Below are 22447 nucleotides of genomic sequence, written 5' to 3' on the forward strand. Positions count from 1 at the left end.
CCTTAATCGGAGGGTGATATGGCAATGACTTACCACCTGGACGTCGTCAGCGCAGAGCAACAAATGTTCTCTGGTCTGGTCGAGAAAATCCAGGTAACGGGTAGCGAAGGTGAACTGGGTATTTTCCCGGGTCACGCCCCGCTGCTCACCGCCATTAAGCCTGGTATGATCCGCATCGTTAAACAGTTCGGTCATGAAGAGTTTATCTACCTGTCCGGCGGCATTCTTGAAGTGCAGCCAGGCAGTGTGACCGTTCTCGCTGATACTGCTATTCGTGGTCAGGACCTCGACGAAGCGCGAGCTCTGGAAGCGAAACGTAAGGCAGAAGAGCACATTAAGAGCTCTCATGGCGACGTGGATTACGCTCAGGCGTCAGCTGAACTGGCCAAAGCGATCGCTAAACTGCGCGTTATCGAGTTGACCAAAAAAGCGATGTAACACCGGCTTAGAAAGTCTAAAAACCAGTCTGATTTCAGGCTGGTTTTTTTTTTGCTGTTTTAAAAATAATGAAATTGAAAAGGTATTTTAAATATTTTGTGATTTACATCACAAAAATGTTGATCGATAAAAATGAGTGGAGTAGACTTTGTTTTGTGACTTGAGTCACAAAAAATATCACTACTATCGCAGGATAAAAATCATGAAACTGATCAACAAAATCATCGCACTTTTCAGCTCTATGAACATCTCTTTCGGTACCTTCAACCTGTAAGGTTACCGCGCTGACCGCCCACTTGCCGGTCAGACTCTGTTCTGTGATGCGCTGTACCGCTAACGAAAACGACAACACATGCGGTGTAAACAGAACTCAAAATGAAGAAGGTCGCCTTACGGCGACCTTTATATTTTCTGGGTTATTTATCCCTTATTCAGGAAGTCCCCGGTCTTAAAGCTTCCATCCGCGTTGCGTTCCAGCGGCTGCGGTAACGCCAGTGATTGGAAATCATCTGCGCGTAGCTCCTTGCCTTCTTTATTCACGCTTTTCCCATTCTCGATAAAGTAGTTGGTCGCATCCACATTCCCGACCACCGCATCGTCATATTTCCCTGTTTTGCTGCGCAGCGAAATGTTCTCACTAAACACGCCTTGAGTAGAAGCATCACCATAAGGGCTTGGACGGAAGATAAAGTTGAAGCGCTGATTATCAACGGCAACGTTGTTTACCACCACCAGCTTGCCCGGATTAAAGTTATCGGTGAACCCATCGAGATGATTACCTACCGCGATGCTGTTGCGGATTTCATGGGCGACCGGCTGGCCTTCACCTCCCAGCTTAAAGCCATTGCTGGTGTTGTCTCGGGCAATTGAGTTCTCGATAACGACGACGCCATTTGCACCATCCTCAATCTTATTGAACAGATCAAAACCATCGTCGATATTGTTGTGAGAGTAGCAGCCTTCAAGGCGATTCCCTTCGCCCACGCGCATCTTCACGGCAAACCCGTCGGCGTTGATCTTGCCCGGATCTTCGTTACTGTAGGATTCAGCATTCACGACGCGGTTATAGCTTGCCCACAGTGGACGACCGATCTTATCCGCAGAGGAGATCTGAATGCCGGTATCATCGTTGCGATAAGCCACCACATTTTCAATCAGGTTATGGCTACCCTGGATACGCAGGCTTTTATCGGTAATCTCTATCCCACGCAGAGTCCAATAGTGACCATCGAGCAGCATGCCGTGGATAACCGCTTTACCTTGTGATTCCAGTGACTTACGGCCATTTTCAAGCCCACTGGCGGTGAGAGGAATATCGGTTTTTGGGTAGTCTCCGGCGGCCAGCACAATCTTACCGCCAGGAGGTAGTAAATCGATGGCGGTGTTTAAATCCATTGGCGCTTCCAGGGTCCCTTTGGCCTCGGCTTTGCCGTTTGCTGAGGCGTATAGCGTGCTGGCTGAAACGCTTTTGACCTGACTCACGGTCAGCTCTTGATCCACGGGCGCACGGTCTTTACCGCTGGTAGGGGTAAAGGTGATTTTGAACGTATTGTTCTCTTTAAGTGTGGCTGGCAGGGTAAACATCTCACCGGCTTTCACCGGTTTATTCTCCCCGATCACCACTTCGTTTTGCCGCACGGTAAACTGTCCGTCGTAGTTGGCACGCGCCTGCAAGGTATAGTCCTGTGCCTGACTCTGACTTCCCGAGGCGACCTGCATAACTACCGGCCATGATTTAGCGACGAACGGCTTTGAGGCAACGGTGTCGGCTGCTGATGTGGTCAGCGACGCATCGCTGACGGTGATTTTTGCATTACGTGAGGCAAAGAATCCCACGTAATACTGTTTTTTGTCCTGTACGGAGATAAGGTCAGCATGCGGCACTTGCTGGGTCACCCACTCTTCGCTACCCACCGGAGCCCAGGCGGTAATAAAACCTGTGTTGGTGCGTTCGAGTTTTAGACGAAAGGCCGGTGACTGATGAAGGTCCACGGCTTCTTTATAACTCACCTTCTTGATCTCAGAACCGGCGTTCCCCCAGGGCTGGGTGATCCCATTACGTGAAATGGCCAGCATCTTCACGCGGTAATCATCTTTTTTATCCTGCGTGATAATGGCATTCATCACCATATTGGATGCTGCCGGAAACTCCTCATAACCTTCTTTGAGAGGGTCCATGCGTGGTAGACCGATAATATCGCGTACCAGCAGACCGGCACCCTCCTGAGCCGCAGGCTTGGCACCGTTTTCCGGGCCAAACTGGTCAACGGTGACGGTCGCTGATAATACAAAATTCTTATCGCTCGGCAACGTGGTGTAGAAGAACGTTAGGCCATCATGGGAGTTAGCTATCTTGCCACCACGACTTTCAATAGTGATAGGACGGCTAAGATCGGCAACCTGCGCTGTGGTCAGCGTCTTGCCATCAATAGTCACGTTATTAACCCCGACCTTCTCCGGGAGGACATTTGAGGAGAAGTTGACGTCAGTGGATTGTCCGAAGGCGATAGCCTTCCATTGTTGGGCGGTCTCAGCGTGTGCCGAGAGTGAAAATGCTGCGCTACAAAGGGTAAGAGCCAGAGGTATCTTGTTGTTCATATTATCTTCCTGAATGGTTTATCGGTGCAATTATCACCAAATCAAAATGGTGTTTCTTTTTTGTTCGTCACAATAATGAATAAATAAAACACCGTTTTAATTTAAGCTGTTCTTTATTCAGGTGGTAAAAAAACAATATAAGCAGAGAGATAGCCTGCAATCTGGCGTTCAGACTGATTTCTTACAAGACAAATGGATTTGATATGGACGAAAATAGGGGTAGAAAAGGGAATGTTGAGTGTTTTATCAGCAAGCCATTTCATGGCGAAAAATATGTAGAATTTTCAACGTTAACCGGGTTTACTTCATCCTTAATCTACAGACAGGATACCTATGTCTAACCGTACCATGAGCGTTGTGATCCTTGCCGCTGGCAAAGGCACGCGTATGTATTCCGATCTTCCTAAAGTGCTGCATACTCTGGCGGGTAAGCCAATGGTGCAGCATGTCATTGATGCCGCTAACCATGTTGGCGCAACCCAGGTACATCTGGTGTACGGCCACGGCGGTGATTTACTTAAGCAGACCTTAACGGATGACAATCTGAACTGGGTGCTACAGGCAGAACAATTGGGTACCGGTCATGCTATGCAGCAGGCTGCCCCGTTCTTTGCCGATGACGAAGATATCCTGATGCTGTACGGCGACGTTCCGCTGATCTCCGTTGAAACGCTGCAACGCCTGCGTGATGCTAAACCGCAGGGCGGTATTGGTTTACTGACGGTCGTGCTATCCGATCCAAGCGGCTACGGCCGAATCACCCGCGAAAACGGCAAAGTGACCGGCATCGTCGAGCATAAAGATGCCACCGATGAACAGCGTCTGATCCCGGAAATAAACACCGGCATCCTGATTGCTAACGGCGCGGATTTGAAACGCTGGCTGGCGAAACTGAACAACAACAACGCGCAGGGTGAGTTCTATATCACCGATATTATCGCAATGGCCTATCAGGAAGGGCGCGAGGTTGTCGCCGTTCATCCGGCACGTATCAGCGAAACCGACGGTGTGAATAACCGCCTTCAACTTGCCCGTCTTGAGCGTATTTACCAGTCAGAGCAGGCTGAAAAACTGCTGCTGGCAGGCGTGATGCTGCGTGACCCGGCGCGTTTTGATCTGCGCGGCACGCTGTCTCACGGGCGCGATATCGAAATTGATACTAACGTTATCCTTGAGGGCAACGTGGTACTGGGTCATCGCGTTAAAATCGGCGCCGGCTGCGTGATTAAAAACGCCACCATTGGCGACGACTGTGAAATCAGCCCGTACAGCGTAGTGGAAGATGCCCACCTGGAAGCCGCCTGCACCATTGGGCCGTTCGCTCGACTTCGCCCTGGCGCGGAGCTGCTGGAAGGTGCGCATGTCGGTAACTTTGTCGAAATGAAAAAAGCGCGCTTGGGTAAAGGCTCAAAAGCTGGTCATCTGACCTACCTGGGCGATGCGGAAATTGGCGATAACGTCAATATCGGCGCAGGAACCATCACCTGCAACTATGACGGCGCAAACAAGTTTAAAACCATTATTGGCGATGACGTCTTTGTTGGCTCAGACTCCCAGCTGGTGGCCCCGGTCACCATCGGAAAAGGTGTCACCATTGCCGCAGGTACGACGGTTACTCGTGATGTTGCTGATAATGAACTGGTGATCAGCCGCGTACCACAGGTACACAAACAAGGTTGGCAGCGTCCGGTGAAGATTAAGAAGTAGGCCTGATAAGGTGTAACCGCCATCAGGCAAACAAAGGGCGAGGCGATAACATAATCTCCCGCCCAAAATGCAGTACCTATAAAAATAACCCCACTCTCTACAAGGCTCGGGGCGCCCGGTAACGGGCAACAGGTTGACCGACAACGCGTAAAAATCGGAACTAAAAACTATGTGTGGAATTGTTGGCGCAGTCGCGCAACGTGATGTAGCTGAAATCCTTCTCGAAGGCCTTCGTCGTCTGGAATACCGTGGCTATGACTCTGCGGGTTTGGCGGTCGTGGATGCACAAGGTCATATGACTCGCCTGCGTCGCCTGGGTAAGGTCCAGATGCTGTCTAATGCAGCGGCTGAACACCCACTGCCAGGCGGCACGGGTATTGCTCACACTCGCTGGGCAACCCACGGCGAACCTTCGGAAACCAATGCACATCCGCATGTTTCTGACTACATTGCTGTGGTGCATAACGGCATCATTGAAAACCACGAACCGTTGCGCGAAATGCTGCAGGCTCGCGGCTACGTGTTTGTTTCAGCGACCGACACCGAAGTGATTGCTCACCTCGTTCACTGGGAACTGGAGCAGGGCGGTACCCTGCGCGAAGCCGTTCTCCGTGCGATCCCGCAACTGCGTGGCGCGTACGGCACGGTGATTATGGATTCTCGCGACCCGAGCACCTTATTGGCTGCTCGTTCCGGTAGCCCGCTGGTTATCGGTCTTGGGATGGGTGAGAACTTTATCGCTTCTGACCAGTTAGCGCTGCTGCCGGTGACTCGTCGTTTTATCTTCCTTGAAGAGGGGGATATTGCGGAAATCACTCGCCGTACGGTCGAGATCTTCGATAAGACCGGCGCGGAAGTGAAGCGTCAGGAGATCGAATCAAACCTGCAATATGATGCGGGCGATAAAGGTATCTATCGCCACTACATGCAAAAAGAGATCTACGAGCAGCCAAACGCGATTAAAAACACCTTAAGCGGGCGTATCAGCCACGGTGAAGTGGATTTAAGCGAGCTGGGGCCACAGGCTGACACATTGCTCTCTCAGGTTGAACATATTCAAATCATCGCCTGTGGTACCTCCTATAACTCCGGAATGGTCGCACGCTATTGGTTTGAGTCGCTGGCCGGCGTGCCGTGCGATGTTGAGATTGCCTCGGAATTCCGTTACCGCAAATCAGCGGTGCGTCCTAACAGCCTTGTGATCACGCTGTCTCAGTCCGGTGAAACGGCCGATACTCTGGCAGGACTGCGCCTGGCGAAAGAGCTGGGCTACCTGGGCTCACTGGCTGTATGCAACGTGGCGGGTTCATCGCTGGTTCGTGAATCTGATCTGGCTATTATGACCAAAGCAGGCGCGGAAATTGGCGTTGCTTCAACCAAAGCGTTCACCACTCAGTTGACCGTTTTGCTGCTGCTGGTGGCGAAAATGGCGCGGCTTAAAGGCGCTGATGCTGCGGTTGAGCATGAAATCATACATGCGCTTCAGGCGCTGCCAAGCCGCATAGAACAGGTTCTGTCTGAAGACAAACGCATTGAAGCGCTGGCGGAAGATTTCTCCGATAAGCATCACGCGCTGTTCTTAGGTCGTGGCGATCAGTATCCAATCGCTCTTGAAGGGGCGCTGAAGCTTAAAGAGATCTCCTACATCCACGCTGAAGCCTACGCGGCAGGCGAGCTGAAACACGGCCCGCTGGCGCTGATTGATGCGGATATGCCGGTTATTGTGGTGGCACCGAACAACGAGCTACTGGAAAAACTGAAATCCAACATTGAAGAAGTTCGCGCGCGCGGCGGTGAGTTGTATGTGTTTGCCGATAGAGATGCGGCCTTCACCAACAGCGATAACATGCACATTATCGAGATGCCGCATGTGGAAGAGGTGATTGCGCCTATCTTCTACACCGTACCGCTTCAGTTGCTCTCCTACCATGTGGCGCTGATCAAAGGCACTGATGTTGACCAGCCACGTAATCTGGCGAAGTCGGTCACGGTAGAATAATCGCCATTACTTATCTCATCATCCGGTTATGTCTCAGGCATAGCCGGATTTTTTTTACCTGCTATAACTGTCATAAAGTGCGACGATTTCGTTGTCATGAAAAGAAAATTATTCTGAAATCATACTGTAAATTATTTTTCTAATTTATTGATTTATATATATTTAATAATATCTTTTTTTACGGGGTTTTCGTTGTCATTAAACTGTCATAAACCTTACATATAACTGTCACCTGATTGTCCTACTTTGCTCCTCGTAAACACAAAACAACACTTTACGAATTCTTGCAGGAGACATTATGAAAGTTATGCGTACCACTGTCGCAACTGTTGTCGCCGCGACCTTATCTATGAGCGCTTTCGCCGCAAACGCAGCAGCAAGCCTGACGGGCGCAGGTGCAACCTTCCCCGCGCCGGTGTATGCCAAATGGGCTGATACCTATAACAAAGAAACTGGCAATAAAGTTAACTACCAGGGTATTGGCTCCTCAGGCGGCGTAAAACAAATCACCGCGAACACCGTTGATTTCGGCGCATCCGATGCTCCGCTGTCTGACGAGAAGCTCTCTCAGGAAGGCCTGTTCCAGTTCCCTACCGTGATCGGTGGTGTTGTGCTGGCCGTTAACATCCCTGGCCTGAAATCAGGCGAGCTGGTGCTGGACGGTAAAACGCTGGGTGATATCTACCTTGGCAAAATTAAGAAGTGGGATGATGCCGCAATCACCAAACTGAACCCAGGCGTTAAGCTGCCTTCTCAGAACATCGCCGTGGTGCGTCGTGCTGATGGTTCCGGTACTTCCTTCGTCTTCACCAGCTACCTGGCGAAAGTGAACGAAGAGTGGAAATCTAAAATTGGCGCAGGCTCTACCGTAAACTGGCCAACCGGTCTGGGCGGTAAAGGTAACGACGGTATTGCCGCGTTCGTACAGCGTCTGCCAGGCTCTATCGGTTACGTTGAATATGCTTACGCTAAGCAGAATAACCTGGCTTACACCAAGTTGATTTCTGCCGACGGTAAAGCGATTAGCCCGACCGAAGAGAACTTCGCCAACGCTGCAAAAGGCGCTGACTGGAGCAAATCCTTCGCTCAGGACTTGACCAACCAGAAAGGTGAGGGCGCATGGCCAATTACCTCCACCACCTTCATTCTGGTACACAAAGATCAGAAGAAACCTGAGCAAGGCGCTGAAGTGCTGAAGTTCTTTGACTGGGCTTACAAAAACGGTGGCAAACAGGCTAATGACCTGGATTATGCTACCTTGCCAGACAGCGTGGTTGAGCAGGTTCGTGCTGCATGGAAGACCAACGTGAAAGATAGCAGCGGTAAAGCGCTGTACTGATTACGGCCGCCCGGCGGTGACGCCGGGCATCTGTAAACGTCGTCGCAGATTTTAAATAGAAGAGTAATTTATGGCTGCAACCAAGCCTGCTTTTAACCCACCGGGTAAAAAGGGTGACATGATATTCAGCGCGCTGGTAAGACTGGCTGCGCTGATTGTGCTATTGATGTTGGGCGGGATTATCGTCTCTCTTATCATCTCTTCCTGGCCTAGTATGGAGAAGTTCGGCTTCGCCTTCCTGTGGACCAAAGAGTGGGACGCGCCTAATGACATCTACGGTGCGCTAGTACCGATTTATGGCACCATTGTGACCTCCGTTATCGCCTTGCTGATCGCCGTTCCGGTGAGTTTCGGCATCGCACTCTTCCTGACTGAACTGGCACCCAACTGGCTTAAACGCCCGCTCGGTATTGCGATAGAACTGCTGGCGGCTATCCCCAGTATTGTTTACGGCATGTGGGGCCTGTTTATCTTTGCGCCGCTGTTTGCGACCTACTTCCAGGAGCCGGTGGGCAATATTCTTTCTAACGTCCCGTTTGTCGGCGCACTGTTCTCCGGCCCGGCGTTTGGTATCGGTATTCTGGCGGCTGGGGTTATCCTCGCCATCATGATCATCCCGTACATTTCTGCCGTCATGCGTGACGTATTTGAACAAACGCCGGTCATGATGAAAGAGTCGGCTTATGGCATTGGCTGCACCACCTGGGAAGTGATCTGGCGTATCGTCCTGCCGTTCACCAAAAACGGTGTGATTGGCGGCGTGATGCTGGGTCTGGGTCGTGCGCTGGGTGAAACCATGGCGGTGACCTTTATCATCGGTAACACCTACCAGCTCGACAGCGTCTCGCTGTACATGCCGGGCAACAGTATTACCTCCGCGCTGGCGAATGAATTTGCGGAAGCAGAATCTGGCCTGCACGTTGCTGCGTTGATGGAACTGGGTCTGATCTTGTTTGCCATTACCTTTATCGTCCTGGCAGCATCGAAGTTCATGATTATGCGCCTCGCGAAAAATGAAGGGGCACGCTCATGACAACGCTGGAAATGCAAAATACCGCCGCACTGGCTGAATCCCGCCGCAAAATGCAGGCGCGTCGCCGCATGAAGAATCGCATCGCGCTGACGCTTTCGATGGCGACGATGATCTTCGGTTTGTTCTGGCTGGTGTGGATCTTAATGGCCACCATTACCCGTGGTATCGACGGGATGTCGCTGGCGCTGTTTACTGAGATGACACCACCGCCGAATACGGCGGGTGGCGGTCTGGCAAACGCCCTCGCGGGTAGCGGCCTGCTGATTCTGTGGTCAACCGTCATCGGGACGCCACTGGGCATCATGGCGGGCATTTATCTGGCCGAATACGGACGTAAATCCTGGCTGGCTGAAGTGATCCGCTTTATTAACGACATTCTGCTTTCTGCACCGTCTATCGTCGTGGGCCTGTTCGTCTACACCATCGTGGTGGCGCAGATGCAGCACTTCTCCGGTTGGGCTGGCGTGATTGCGCTGGCGCTGTTGCAGGTGCCTATCGTGATTCGTACCACCGAGAACATGCTGAAACTGGTGCCGGATAGCCTGCGTGAAGCGGCTTATGCGCTGGGTACACCGAAGTGGCGGATGATCTCTGCGATTACGCTAAAAGCATCTATCTCCGGGATTATGACCGGTATTCTGCTGGCTATTGCGCGTATTGCCGGTGAAACAGCACCGCTGCTGTTTACCGCGCTCTCCAACCAGTTCTGGAGCACCGACATGATGCAGCCTATCGCCAACTTGCCGGTCACCATCTTTAAATTTGCAATGAGCCCATTTGCAGAGTGGCAGCAACTGGCCTGGGCCGGGGTGCTGATTATCACGCTGTGCGTATTGCTGCTGAACATTCTGGCGCGCGTTGTTTTCGCGAAGAAGAAACACGGTTAATGAAATTGCCGGATGGCGGCGTAAACGCCTTATCCGGCCTACAAATTGACATATATGTAGGCCTGATAAGCTGCGCGCCATCAGGCAGATGAGGAAGAGATTGAAATGAGTATGGTTGATACTGCTCCGGGTAAGATTCAGGTTCGTGATTTGAACTTCTACTACGGCAAATTCCATGCCCTGAAGAACATCAACCTGGATATCGCGAAAAACCAGGTCACCGCGTTTATCGGCCCATCGGGCTGCGGTAAATCCACGCTGCTGCGTACCTTCAACAAAATGTTTGAACTGTACCCGGAACAGCGTGCGGAAGGCGAAATTCTGCTGGATGGCGACAATATTCTCACCAATACCCAGGATATCGCGCTGCTGCGTGCCAAAGTGGGGATGGTGTTCCAGAAGCCAACGCCGTTCCCGATGTCCATTTATGACAACATCGCTTTTGGCGTGCGTTTGTTTGAAAAACTGTCCCGCACCGATATGGACGAGCGCGTACAGTGGGCGTTGACCAAAGCCGCATTATGGAATGAAACCAAGGATAAACTACACCAGAGCGGATACTCTCTGTCTGGTGGTCAACAGCAGCGTCTGTGTATTGCTCGCGGTATCGCGATCCGTCCGGATGTCCTGCTGCTGGATGAGCCGTGTTCAGCGCTAGACCCAATCTCCACCGGGCGTATCGAAGAGCTGATTACCGAGCTGAAAGAGGATTACACCGTGGTTATCGTGACCCACAACATGCAGCAGGCTGCGCGTTGCTCCGACCACACGGCGTTCATGTACCTGGGCGAGTTGATTGAGTTCAGCAACACGGACGATCTGTTCACCAAGCCTGCGAAGAAACAAACAGAAGATTACATCACCGGCCGTTACGGTTGATTCAGGAGCGCGTTATGGACAGTCTGAACCTTAATAAACATATTTCCGGCCAGTTCAACGCAGAACTGGAAAGCATCCGTACCCAGGTGATGACCATGGGCGGCATGGTAGAGCAGCAGCTTTCTGATGCGATTACCGCGATGCACAACCAGGATAGCGAGCTGGCAAAACGCGTCATTGAAGGCGATAAACACGTCAACATGATGGAAGTGGCGATTGATGAAGCCTGCGTACGCATTATTGCTAAACGTCAGCCGACGGCGAGCGATCTGCGACTGGTGATGGCGATTATCAAAACTATCGCTGAGCTGGAACGTATTGGCGACGTCGCTGACAAAATCTGTAGCACGGCGCTGGAGAAATTCTCGCACCAGCATCAGCCGCTGCTGGTCAGCCTGGAATCACTGGGCCGCCACACCGTGCAGATGCTGCATGATGTGCTGGATGCGTTTGCGCGTATGGATCTGGACGAAGCGGTGCGTATTTACCGCGAAGACAAGAAAGTTGACCAGGAGTATGAGGGCATCGTGCGCCAGTTGATGACCTATATGATGGAAGACCCGCGTACCATCCCAAGCGTGTTGACCGCGCTGTTCTGCGCCCGTTCTATCGAGCGCATCGGTGACCGCTGCCAGAATATCTGTGAATACATCTTCTACTTCGTGAAGGGACAGGATTTCCGTCACGTGAATAGCGATGAGCTGGATAAATTGCTGGCGGGGAAAGAACCAAAGGAATAACGGTGCAGATTGCCGGATGGCGGCTTCGCCTTATCCGGCCTACGCCGACGGTAGCCCGGGCGAGCGAATTGCGACCCCGGGAACGGCTCGATGCTAACCTTCGCGAAATTCCCGGCGGCGCTGCGCTTGGCCGGGCTACCCGATTATCAATCGTTAACCGACGATATCCCACCCACGCGCTTTCCACAGCGCAGGCAGCTGCGATAAATCGGTAAACGTCGTCACCTTCGGATGATCAATCGGTTTGTTGTGCGGATCGGCGCAGAAATAAAACACTTCCATCCCCGCATCAATTCCCGACTGTGCACCCGCGCTAGAGTCGTCCACCAGAATGCAGTTCGCAACGTTAACGTCCATGGCTTTTGCCGCGTGATACATCAACGCCGGATCGGGCTTCCAGCGCTGGATATCATAGCCGCTGAATAATTTCTCCGGGAAATGATGCAACATGCCGAGTTTCCCCAGGGAGTGCTGCATTTTGCTGACAGGGCCGTTTGAGACGATGCACATCGGAATATTAACGGCCTCAACCAACGCATTGGCCCCGGCAATGACTTCCAGTTCCGTATCGAAAAGGCGTGCAACCTCGGCGCGATAAACCGGTTCTAAGTCTGCTTTTGCCAGGTTTGTCCCATGCTCAGCGTTAATGATGTCGATGATCTCGTAGAGCTTCACGCCCTTGAAACGTTTAAAGATCTCTTCCAGATCGAGCGTGATGCCAAATGTCTGGAACATATGGACGTAGGCTCGTGAACAGATCACCTCGCTGTCGACCAGCGTGCCATCACAGTCGAAAAATACCGCTTCAACTCTGGACATGTCATTTCCTTTTTAACAAGTTTAACGTTTACGTAATGCAGAATTCAGAGACGCAATCGTTGCCGTATAAGCAAAATCAATGAAAAAAAACATCTCACAACCGCGCCTATTGTCGCATTTTGGTATAGGATAGCGACGAATTTTCCTTCCTTGTCTGCGGAAATTGATAATGAGTCAACAACACACCACTCCGGCCTCAGGTCAGGGGATACTCGAGCGCGTGTTTAAATTGCGCGAACACGGCACAACGGCACGCACCGAAGTGATCGCCGGTTTTACCACCTTTCTGACGATGGTCTACATCGTTTTCGTCAACCCGCAAATTCTTGGCGTGGCTGGCATGGACACCAGTGCGGTGTTCGTGACCACCTGTCTGATTGCCGCGCTGGGCAGTATCTTGATGGGCGTATTCGCCAACCTGCCGGTAGCGCTGGCGCCAGCGATGGGTCTGAACGCCTTCTTCGCGTTCGTGGTGGTGCAGGCGATGGGTCTGCCGTGGCAGGTAGGCATGGGCGCTATTTTCTGGGGCGCTGTGGGTCTGCTGCTGTTGACGATTTTCCGCGTACGCTACTGGATGATTGCCAATATCCCAGTGAGCCTGCGTGTCGGTATCACCAGTGGTATCGGCCTGTTCATCGGCATGATGGGGCTGAAAAACGCCGGCGTTATCGTGGCAAATAAAGATACCCTGGTTTCTATCGGTAACCTGACATCCCACAGTGTTCTGTTGGGCGTGCTGGGCTTCTTTATCATCGCTATTCTGGCATCGCGTAATATTCACGCCGCGGTGCTGGTGTCTATTGTTGTGACGACCCTGTTGGGTTGGATGCTGGGTGATGTGCACTATAGCGGCATCGTTTCTGCACCACCGAGTATTACTACCGTGGTCGGTCACGTTGATCTGGCTGGGTCGTTTAATTTGGGTCTGGCGGGGGTTATTTTTTCCTTCATGCTGGTTAACCTGTTTGACTCCTCCGGGACGCTGATTGGCGTGACCGATAAAGCGGGCCTGGCAGATGAAAAAGGCAAGTTCCCACGCATGAAACAGGCGCTGTTTGTGGACAGCGTGTCTTCGGTTGCCGGTTCCTTTATTGGTACGTCTTCCGTCACCGCCTATATCGAGTCTTCTTCCGGTGTTTCCGTCGGTGGACGTACCGGTCTGACGGCGGTAGTTGTGGGCCTGCTGTTCTTGTTGGTGATTTTCCTCTCACCGCTGGCGGGAATGGTACCGGGCTACGCAGCTGCGGGCGCGCTGATTTACGTTGGGGTACTGATGACCTCAAGCCTGTCACGCGTGAAATGGGATGACCTGACTGAAGCGGTTCCGGCGTTTATTACCGCCGTGATGATGCCATTTAGCTTCTCGATCACCGAAGGTATCGCGCTGGGCTTCATCTCCTATTGCATCATGAAAATCGGTACCGGTCGTTTCCGCGACCTCAGCCCGTGCGTGATTATCGTCGCACTGCTGTTTGTCCTGAAGATTGTGTTTATTGACGCATAATGACAGGTAGCCCGGACGAGGCGTGAAACGCCGACTCCGGGGCGGTTCGGAGCCAATCCCGGCGGCGCTGCGCCTGGCCGGGCTACTTGATTAACCTTTTCTTATGCCTTAACCCGCTGAATATACTCGCCGAATGCGGTCAATTGACCGGTCAGATGATCCAACGTTCCTTGCTCAATCACTTCACCTAACTGCGGGTCGACCTTATTCTGGATAACGCCGCCCATAAACTCAGGCTTGTTCATCACCATGGCATCGAGGAAGACCAGAATCTGACGCAGATGATACTGGCAGCGAGCGCCGCCGATTGCGCCCATTGAGCTGGTCTGAATCAGCACCGGTTTGCCAGCAAGCGGTTGATCGGGCAGACGAGACAACCAGTCGATGGCGTTCTTCAGGCCACCCGGTACCGAGTAGTTGTACTCAGGGGTGACGATGACCACACCGTCAGCCTGACGAATTTGCTCAGCCAGCGCCTCAACGCTCTGCGGAAATCCCTCTTCTTGTTGGACGTCAGCATCATACAGCGGGATATCGCCAATGGACGGGAGCGGGGAAATACTCATACCCGTCGGAGCGATCTTTGGCAGGGTACGTGCGACCATACCGTTAAACGAACCTTTACGCAGGCTTCCCAGTAACGTAACAACCTTCAACGTTTCAGACATGATTACTCCTTTGTATCATGAGGCTGTATTCCAGCCGAATCAGTTGAGTATAAGCGCTTTCTCTGCCGGTAGGCTGGTGAATCTCATCACGCGCGCTGAGGGTTCATGGGCGCGTGTTAACGCATCAGGCAGGCTACGCCAGCCGTATTTACCGTCGAATTCCCATACCTTGAGCTTATCAATTGAGGGGGATGCGGCCAGCGACCACACCAGAACATCCTCGGCATCACAGATGACTTCAAGCTGGTCGGTATTCGCGGAACGCAGGCGGCCGGAGCCGGGGAGGAGCTGGAGAGTCCTGGGGGAGTCAAGATGGACATCACCGCTCATTTTGAGCACGCTCTGTCGCAGTGCAACCAGCTGAACGCGGGCTTCATGCGGATCGCTTTGGTTATTAATCCACAATTGCTCATTGCTGGTGAATCGATAGTTTTCCATCATTGACGCCTGTGGCGTGTTGCGCAGTGCGCGCAGCAACTCCATATCCAGACCGCATTGACCTTCGGTCGTTAGCGCTACGCCAACAATATTGCCCGCATAGGCGATGGAAAAATCAGGCAGATGACTGTCTTTAAAAAACGGTTTGCCTTCTAATCTAGTGACTATTTCAGGAAGTTCGCTGATGCCATAAAGCATAAACAACAGTTCGGCCAGTAGCGCGCGCGACGCCAGATAGCGTGTGCGGCGATAAGCCGGCAGCTGGCGTGCGATATTGTGACTGGTGGACGATAGCCTGACAGACAGTAGATGCCCGTCCTTAAGGATCCCTCTTGCAAAGTGCGTCGCCATTTTTCGCTCCGTGATTAATGGACTGTGGATATTGGAAGAGTAACATTTACGCTAGTTATGATCAGGTTTTACCGCCTAAAAATGCGATTGAAAAGGGGAATTACGAGACTTTTACACTTCACCCCTAACCGAAATGTATTGTTTTTACAAATAATATGTCAGGAAACAGAGAGGTATAAGGATTTCAGCGTTTCACGCAGCCAGACTATTTTAGGGTTGTGGCTGTTTCGTTTATGCCAAAGGAGGGTAAATGGCACCAGCAATTTGTCCAATTGCTGAGCGTCAAACGGCAGAGGCCGCGCCACCAAAGGTAGCTGGTGGAGTTGGTTATAGTAACGACAATAACGTGGTGCCGTTGCCAGCATGGTGTGTTCTGGCTGGGCGGCCATAAACAATGACTGTTCAAAACCCGGCAGGCTTAGCGCAATAGTCCTCTCTCGCCCCATCTCCCCAAGCACATCGTCTAATGCCCAGGTGTCGCTTTGCTCCCAACTGATGCTGATGTGTGGGTAACGCAAAAACGTATCCAGATTCCACTCTTCTTGTAATGCGGGATGATCCTCGCGCAGCCAGACGCAGGGAAGATCGGAGAACAACACTTCGTAATCTATCGACAGCGGCAATAGACTCAGCAGCTCGCGCGATCGCGGGTGGCTTTCGCGGCCGGTAAAACCGATATCGACTTCACCACGAATAATGGCATCGAGTGAATCGTAGTCCCAGTTGCGCACTTTGATCGTCGCCTGCGGATAGCGCTGGTAAATCTGCTGCGATAGTGCGTTGAACATAATCATCACCAGCGGCGTCTCGGCCACCAGGTCGAACTTCAGCCCTCGCGGGGTCTCATGGTGAGGCTTATCCAGTAGCTGATTCCCTATCTGCATCCATTCCGCCAGGCTTTGTTCCATGCTCACCATCTGCGGCGTTGGCGTGAGCCCTAGCGGCGTATTCACAAACAGCGGATCGTCAAACCAGGCGCGAAGCTTCGACAACGATTTACTGACCGCCGATGGCGTCACGTTCATCCGTTTAGCGGTTTTCGTCACGCTGCGCTCCTGCATCAGAAGTTGCAGGCAGAGCAGTAAATTAAGATCGAGACTGATGAGGGACTTCTTCATGAGCTGGCGCGGACCGGTTAGGAGCAACAATGATAATCAGTAGGATGCTCACTATGCTACAGCCAATCAGAATCCCGATCAGCATATTCAGCGCGTCAAGACCCAGGACCGCTGCCAGCCAAATCCACAGTGACGACCCGCAAACCTGTGCGATGCCCAACGCCGAGCTGGCGACACCTGCGCGCAGCGAAAATGGCCCCAGCGCCTGACTCATTGCAACCCCAAAGCCCACCGAGAAACCGGCACAAATTAACGTCAGCCCAAACAGGGTGATGGTGTTTGTATTTGAGAGGATTAACACTACGCCAGCAGCCAGGAATAAAACCTGTGAGGCCAACATGAGCGTGCGGGGTTTAAACACACTCAATGCGAACGGTGTGGAGAAAGAGACGGCCATACTGACGCCCGCCGTCATCGCCATAGTGGTGGCGTATCCGCCACGATCAAAGCCCATCACTTCCATCAACAACACCGGCGAGGTATTCACGAAGGTGAGGATCACCGATACGCTCAGCGTGGTAATCGCCAGACGGCTTAGGAAAAATCGGTTCACCAGCGATTCTGTTGCTGGGTGCTTTCCGCTCGATGTTGAGAGTGCTGCTGGACGCGATTCCCGCAAGATAAAGACGGATAACAGGCAAACAAGCACACCCATGCCGATCATCGTATAGAACAGGCTTTGCCATGGGTATTTGAGCATAATCAGATGCCCCATTACCGGTGCCAGTACTGGGACAATACAGGTAATACCGTTTAATAAAGACAGCACCTTTGCTCGGCGGCGATCGTCCAACGTATCGCGCAATATGGCGAATGCGACCACATAACAGCAGCCAGCGCCAACCCCTTGAATAAAACGGCCGACCAGGAATGGTGTACCGCTTTGGGCCTGTGAACAAATGACGGAGGCGAGGATATAAATGATGGCTCCGACAATCGCGACCGGTTTGCGCCCCGACTGGTCGGCAATTCGCCCAGCGAACAGCATGGCGGTTGCCATCCCGGCTAGATAGACAGAAAACGCGATATGCAATTGCGCTTCGCTGGCCTGTAAATCAGCAGCAATACGAGGTAATCCCACCAAATACATATCGATACCGGCGGGGTACAGGAGAACCAGGGCAAAACTGCAGATTAAAAAACGTGTCATAGCGACCTCATGAGGAATGTGGCGCTAAGCATACGGGGAGAGAGTCGGTTGCACGAGTTGCCATTTGGACAACTGGGATTTCCTGTGAGGAAAAATAGTGTCGCCCGGTGGCGCTACGCATACCGGGCCTACAGATTGTGTTGGCCGGATAAGGCGTAGCTGCCATCCGGCTGCGTTATTTACCGATACAGAAGCTGGAGAAAATCCGTCCCAGCAGATCGTCGGAGGTGAATTCGCCAGTAATCTCGCTTAAGCACTGCTGAGACAGCCTCAGCTCCTCTGCCAGCAGTTCACCCGCCCATGCACCCAGAAGCTGCGCTTTACCCTGTTGCAGGTGTTCTGCTGCGTCTGACAGCGCCTGGAGGTGACGACGGCGTGCCAGGAAGCCACCTTCCATGTTGGTTTCAAAGCCCATGCTCTGCTTAAGATGGTTGCGCAGTACCTCTACACCTTCACCGGTGCGAGCCGAAAGGCGTACAAGTGAGTGGCCATTCACTTCGCTGAATTCCAGCGTTTCGCCAGTGATATCCGCTTTATTACGCACCACGGTAATCGGTAATTTTGCCGGTAAACGCTCGATAAAGTCGGGCCAGATATCTGCGGGGTCAACGGCGTCCGTCGTCGTGCCATCGACCATAAACAGCACACGGTCGGCCTGTTCAATTTCCTGCCAGGCGCGCTCAATACCGATACGCTCAACTTCATCGTTAGCATCGCGCAGACCGGCGGTATCAATGATGTGCAGCGGCATGCCGTCGATGTGGATATGCTCGCGCAGCACGTCGCGGGTGGTGCCGGCGATATCGGTGACGATAGCCGCTTCACGGCCTGCCAGCGCGTTCAGCAGGCTCGATTTACCGGCGTTGGGGCGACCGGCAATCACCACTTTCATCCCTTCGCGCAGCAGGCTGCCCTGGCGCGCTTCAGCGCGTACGGCGTCGAGATCGGCAATCACTTCGTTAAGCTGGGCTTCGATTTTGCCGTCGGAGAGGAAGTCGATCTCCTCGTCCGGGAAGTCGATGGCTGCTTCCACGTAGATTCGCAGGTGAGTGAGTGCTTCCACAAGATGGTTGACGCGGCTGGAGAAAGCCCCTTGCAGCGAGTTCAATGCGGAACGCGCGGCCTGTTCAGAGCTGGCATCGATCAGATCGGCAATCGCTTCGGCTTGGGCTAAATCGAGTTTATCGTTCAAAAATGCGCGTTCGGAAAACTCGCCGGGGTTGGCAATACGCACGCCCGGCAGTGTCAGAATGCGTTTGAGCAGCAAATCGAGAATCACCGGGCCGCCGTGGCCTTGAAGCTCTAGTACGTCTTCACCGGTGAAAGAGTTCGGGCCGGGGAACCACAGCGCAATACCCTGATCCAGCGCGCTACCGTCCTGATCTTTAAATGGCAGATAGTCGGCGTAGCGTGGTTTCGGCAACTTGCCTAGTACCGCCTGTGCGACGTCGCGCGCCTTCAGGCCAGAGATTCGCAAAATGCCCACACCACCGCGTCCCGGTGGGGTGGCTTGGGCGACGATAGTGTCGTTATGGCTCATGGTTAGTCTCAACTTTATGGCAATAAAAAAGGCGGTCATTCGACCGCCTTTCATTTTAGCGCTTAACGATACCGAATCAGGATTTTTTCTTCTCGCGGCTATGCAGGCCACGTTTTTCCAGACCACGGTAAATCAGCTGCTGCTGGATAATGGTTACCAGGTTGCTGACGATATAGTAAACCACCAGGCCTGATGGGAACCACAGGAAGAACACCGTGAAGATGACCGGCATAAAGGTCATGATCTTCTGCTGCATCGGGTCGGTCACGGTAGTCGGAGACATCTTCTGAATGAAGAACATCGTCGCGCCCATGATGATCGGCAGGATGTAGTACGGGTCTTGTGCAGACAAGTCGTGGATCCACAGGATAAACGGCGCATGACGCAGTTCAACCGAGGCGCTCAGCATGTAGTACAGCGCAAGGAAGATTGGCATCTGGATAATCAGCGGGAAGCAGCCACCCAGCGGGTTAACCTTCTCAGCTTTATACAGAGCCATCATTTCCTGGCTTTGACGCTGTTTGTCATCGCCCAGACGCTCACGCATAGCCTGAATCTTCGGCTGCAGCATACGCATCTTCGCCATGGAGGTGTACTGCGCTTTAGTCAGCGGGTACATGATGCCACGAACGATAAAGGTGATAACGATGATGGAGAAGCCCCAGTTACCCAGGAAGCTATGGATCCATTTCAGCAGTTTGAACAGCGGCTGAGAGATGAACCACAACCAGCCGTAGTCAACGGTCAGATCCAGGTGCGGCGCAACGGCTGCCATTTTGTCCTGAATCGCTGGGCCGACCCACAGGGTGCTGTTCAGCTTGTCTGCCTGACCTGGCTGTACCAGAACGGGCTGAGATTTGTAACCAATTGCCACGACGCCGTTACCGAGGTTAGCGGTGTAGAGGTTGTTGGTACCTTTATTCTCTGGAACCCAAGCAGTGGTGAAGTACTGCTGCAGCATCGCAACCCAACCATTCTGGGTATTGGTGTTCAGGTTCTCGTTATCAACGATGGTATCGAATTTGTATTTTTCGTATTTCGAATCAGATGTTGAATACGCTGCGCCACGGAAGGTGTGCATGGTCGACAGGCCGCCGGTCTGAGTATCACGAGCGGTTGGCAGTGCCGCGCTCTGTTTCAACTGACCGAAGGTGGAGATCTCCAGCGGTTTGTCGCTAACGTTCTGCACGTTGTAGCCAACGTTCACCGCATAATCACCACGTTTCAGGGTGAAGGTTTTGGTGAAGACGTTGCCCGCTTTATCGGTATATGTCAGCGGAATGACGATTTCGTTCTGACCATCGGCCAGCACAAACGCATCTTTATCGACATTATACAGCGGACGCGGGCCGTTAGCCGGGTTATCCGGGCCATCACGACCGGTTAAGCCGCTCTGTGCCTGATAAATAAACTGTGGTGTGGTTTCCAGTAACTGGAACGGTTCGGTAGACTTCAGCGCTTTCGGGTAAGCCGGAAGCAGTGCCTGCTCAACATCACCACCGCGGGTGTTGATGGTCAGCTCAAGCACATCAGTTTTAACCGTGATCAGTTTCCCTTGGCCACTGGCCGGTACGCCCTGGTCTGCGGCGCTACCCGCTGCTGTGGTCGTAGTCTGCGTGGTCTGCTGCTGAGGTTGAGGATTGTTATCCTGCTCCCAAGCTTGCCAGATCATGAAAGACACGAACAACAAAGCGATGATAAGAAGATTGCGTTGCGAATCCATCGTTAGTGTTCTCTGGTATCAAATGGTCCGGGCGGGACGGGGTCGTCACCACCAGGGTGTAAAGGGTGGCATTTTAATACGCGTTTCACTGTCAACCAACCGCCTTTTATCACTCCAAACCTGCGCAATGCCTCAATTCCGTATTGAGAACAGGTTGGAGTGAAACGGCAATGCGGCCCGAGTAGCGGACTAATCAGGCGCTGATAGACCCGAATCAGGCCTATCAGGAGCCGGGAGAAAGGCGACAGTGACGGCGCCATAATTTTTCCAACGCTTCCGAGAGAGCACGGTTATCGAGGTCGGCAACCCCCTTCTTCGCCACCACCACGAAATCCATAGGCGGAAGTTCATGCTGACGTAAACGGAAACTTTCACGCGTCAGACGTTTAATCCGATTGCGTTCATGTGCGCGTTTAACGTTTTTCTTGGCGACTGTAAGACCGATGCGGGGATGCCCCAGCGAATTCAGGCGGCCGAGGATGGTGATTTGCGGCGTGCCAGCCCGTTGTGGCTGCTGGAAGACGAATGTGAAATGATTGGGAGTTAACAAACGTAACTCCCTAGGAAATGCTAGCTTAACCACTCGAAGGGTTAGCTTTATTACTTAGAAACGGTCAGACGAGAACGGCCTTTAGCACGACGACGTGCCAGAACCTGACGACCATTTTTATTAGCCATACGAGCACGGAAGCCGTGAGAACGGTTGCGCTTCAGTACAGACGGTTGAAAAGTGCGTTTCATGGCGATTTCTACCTAAACTTGAATAAATTCAATGACTTTACTGGAAGTCCGAACGAAAAACGAACGACGGACGCCGAAGCCATGGGTGATTAAAGAGGCCGGATTGTAATAATTGTACACTCCGGAGTCAATTCTCTTTCCTTATTTACCGCGTAAAAAATCACGTTCAACTGCAATTTTTCGCCCGATAAATGGGCAGCGTCTCTCACTGAAATTCGAGTGTTACACGCCGGGTGGGGGATTATACGGCCTACCCATCAAAGCGCAAGGATCATCCAGGATCTTTATGAGATCATTAAAGCAGAAATTTGTCGGTCGTCATTAATTTTTCCAATATGCGAAGGAAATCGTGCCCCCTCTTCATCGGGATCGTTTACACTTAGCGCTTGCCGGATCCTGCCTGTGGATAAATCGGGAAGAATCTGTGAGAAACAGAAGATCTCTGACGCAGTTTACGCTATGATCCTCGGCCCGATCGCGATCGGTGGATCGCATAAGGGAAGTACCGTGCCATTTCAGCAGAGCGTCTGAAAGTGGCCGTTGAAAACCGCTAAATAGCGGTTCGCACGTCACCCGCTTGCATCGGGTCTATTCGATGTGTGTCAAAAATCACGAATTTTTAATCTTATACACAGCATTGTTCGGGCTGCATTTTTGCAGCAACTGAATGAATCCCCGACAGTAATCAGTTTCGCTGGCGGGTGATCGTCAGAGGTAGCCTGCAGGTTTGCCTGGAGGATGATGTGTATCGACTTTTTTTCGAGTGGAGTCCGCC

General features: G+C 52.4%; 20 protein-coding genes and 1 pseudogene. 9 read left to right on the forward strand and 12 right to left on the reverse strand.

The window, feature by feature from the left end; translation table 11 throughout:
* The first annotated feature begins 18 nt into the window (after window positions 1-18).
* A complete protein-coding gene (locus U0026_RS22580; protein ID WP_003023809.1) occupies window positions 19-438 on the forward strand; it encodes a F0F1 ATP synthase subunit epsilon in 420 nt (139 codons plus the stop codon).
* Between the two features lie 420 nt (window positions 439-858).
* Here U0026_RS22580 and U0026_RS22585 read toward each other — a convergent pair whose 3' ends face one another.
* The gene (locus U0026_RS22585) at window positions 859-3036 is read right to left on the reverse strand and encodes a right-handed parallel beta-helix repeat-containing protein (protein ID WP_062776643.1); all 2178 of its coding nucleotides are present in this window, start codon (window positions 3034-3036) and stop codon (window positions 859-861) included.
* Between the two features lie 333 nt (window positions 3037-3369).
* On the opposite strand from U0026_RS22585, the gene glmU reads away from it, so the two are divergent.
* The 5 genes from glmU (at window position 3370) to pstA (ending at window position 10001) form a co-directional block, all read left to right on the forward strand.
* Window positions 3370-4743 carry a bifunctional UDP-N-acetylglucosamine diphosphorylase/glucosamine-1-phosphate N-acetyltransferase GlmU gene (gene glmU, locus U0026_RS22590; protein WP_062776645.1) on the forward strand — a complete coding sequence of 458 codons (1374 nt, stop codon included), beginning with the start codon at window positions 3370-3372 and terminating at the stop codon, window positions 4741-4743.
* A gap of 169 nt (window positions 4744-4912) precedes the next feature.
* Window positions 4913-6742 (forward strand): glutamine--fructose-6-phosphate transaminase (isomerizing), encoded by a 1830-nt coding sequence (gene glmS, locus U0026_RS22595; RefSeq protein WP_062776647.1) that lies wholly within the window; start codon window positions 4913-4915, stop codon window positions 6740-6742.
* 298 nt (window positions 6743-7040) lie between these two features.
* Complete coding sequence (gene pstS, locus U0026_RS22600) at window positions 7041-8081, forward strand: phosphate ABC transporter substrate-binding protein PstS (protein ID WP_062776648.1); 1041 nt, start codon at window positions 7041-7043, stop codon at window positions 8079-8081.
* A gap of 70 nt (window positions 8082-8151) precedes the next feature.
* Window positions 8152-9114, forward strand: a complete 963-nt coding sequence (gene pstC, locus U0026_RS22605; protein ID WP_062776650.1) for a phosphate ABC transporter permease PstC — start codon at window positions 8152-8154, stop codon at window positions 9112-9114.
* The gene (pstA, locus tag U0026_RS22610) at window positions 9111-10001 is read left to right on the forward strand and encodes a phosphate ABC transporter permease PstA (protein WP_062776652.1); all 891 of its coding nucleotides are present in this window, start codon (window positions 9111-9113) and stop codon (window positions 9999-10001) included. Before pstC ends, pstA begins: the two co-directional genes overlap by 4 nt.
* Before the next feature lie 7 nt (window positions 10002-10008).
* On the opposite strand, the pseudogene U0026_RS22820 reads toward pstA, so the two are convergent.
* A pseudogene (locus tag U0026_RS22820) lies at window positions 10009-10089 on the reverse strand (hypothetical protein); the annotation flags it as partial.
* Window positions 10090-10106: 17 nt separating this feature from the next.
* Between U0026_RS22820 and pstB the strand changes: the two are divergent.
* Window positions 10107-10880, forward strand: coding sequence for a phosphate ABC transporter ATP-binding protein PstB (gene pstB / locus U0026_RS22615; RefSeq protein ID WP_062776654.1), 774 nt, complete (start codon window positions 10107-10109; stop codon window positions 10878-10880).
* A gap of 14 nt (window positions 10881-10894) precedes the next feature.
* Window positions 10895-11620, forward strand: coding sequence for a phosphate signaling complex protein PhoU (phoU, locus tag U0026_RS22620; protein WP_062776656.1), 726 nt, complete (start codon window positions 10895-10897; stop codon window positions 11618-11620).
* A gap of 153 nt (window positions 11621-11773) precedes the next feature.
* Here the strand turns inward: phoU and yieH are convergent, their stop codons facing one another.
* Entirely contained in the window at window positions 11774-12439 is a 666-nt protein-coding gene (gene yieH / locus U0026_RS22625) for a 6-phosphogluconate phosphatase (protein WP_062776657.1), read from the reverse strand.
* 169 nt (window positions 12440-12608) lie between these two features.
* Between yieH and adeP the strand changes: the two genes are divergently transcribed.
* Complete coding sequence (gene adeP / locus U0026_RS22630) at window positions 12609-13943, forward strand: adenine permease AdeP (RefSeq protein ID WP_062776659.1); 1335 nt, start codon at window positions 12609-12611, stop codon at window positions 13941-13943.
* Window positions 13944-14044: 101 nt separating this feature from the next.
* Here adeP and U0026_RS22635 read toward each other — a convergent pair whose 3' ends face one another.
* The 9 genes from U0026_RS22635 to rpmH all read right to left on the reverse strand — a co-directional run bounded on the left by U0026_RS22635 (window position 14045) and on the right by rpmH (window position 21672).
* The gene (locus tag U0026_RS22635; RefSeq protein ID WP_062776661.1) at window positions 14045-14611 is read right to left on the reverse strand and encodes an NADPH-dependent FMN reductase; all 567 of its coding nucleotides are present in this window, start codon (window positions 14609-14611) and stop codon (window positions 14045-14047) included.
* Window positions 14612-14650: 39 nt separating this feature from the next.
* Window positions 14651-15400, reverse strand: coding sequence for a 4'-phosphopantetheinyl transferase family protein (locus U0026_RS22640; protein ID WP_062776662.1), 750 nt, complete (start codon window positions 15398-15400; stop codon window positions 14651-14653).
* A 158-nt stretch (window positions 15401-15558) separates the two neighbouring features.
* Entirely contained in the window at window positions 15559-16518 is a 960-nt protein-coding gene (gene yidZ / locus U0026_RS22645) for an HTH-type transcriptional regulator YidZ (protein WP_062776664.1), read from the reverse strand.
* Entirely contained in the window at window positions 16487-17668 is a 1182-nt protein-coding gene (locus U0026_RS22650) for an MFS transporter (RefSeq protein ID WP_062776665.1), read from the reverse strand. The genes yidZ and U0026_RS22650 overlap by 32 nt, the downstream gene beginning before the upstream one ends.
* Window positions 17669-17843: 175 nt before the next feature.
* Window positions 17844-19208: a tRNA uridine-5-carboxymethylaminomethyl(34) synthesis GTPase MnmE gene (mnmE, locus tag U0026_RS22655; RefSeq protein WP_126440941.1), complete on the reverse strand. Its 1365-nt coding sequence runs from the start codon at window positions 19206-19208 to the stop codon at window positions 17844-17846.
* Between the two features lie 76 nt (window positions 19209-19284).
* The gene (yidC, locus tag U0026_RS22660; protein WP_062776669.1) at window positions 19285-20931 is read right to left on the reverse strand and encodes a membrane protein insertase YidC; all 1647 of its coding nucleotides are present in this window, start codon (window positions 20929-20931) and stop codon (window positions 19285-19287) included.
* A gap of 2 nt (window positions 20932-20933) precedes the next feature.
* Window positions 20934-21191 (reverse strand): membrane protein insertion efficiency factor YidD, encoded by a 258-nt coding sequence (yidD, locus tag U0026_RS22665; RefSeq protein ID WP_073971157.1) that lies wholly within the window; start codon window positions 21189-21191, stop codon window positions 20934-20936.
* Window positions 21155-21514, reverse strand: coding sequence for a ribonuclease P protein component (gene rnpA, locus U0026_RS22670; protein WP_052284591.1), 360 nt, complete (start codon window positions 21512-21514; stop codon window positions 21155-21157). The genes yidD and rnpA overlap by 37 nt, the downstream gene beginning before the upstream one ends.
* A gap of 17 nt (window positions 21515-21531) precedes the next feature.
* On the reverse strand, window positions 21532-21672 hold the full coding sequence (gene rpmH / locus U0026_RS22675; protein ID WP_003023858.1) for a 50S ribosomal protein L34: 141 nt from the start codon (window positions 21670-21672) through the stop codon (window positions 21532-21534).
* Window positions 21673-22447 lie beyond the last annotated feature (775 nt).

The organism is Kluyvera intermedia, assembly GCF_034424175.1.
Taxonomy (GTDB): Bacteria; Pseudomonadota; Gammaproteobacteria; order Enterobacterales; family Enterobacteriaceae; genus Kluyvera; species Kluyvera intermedia.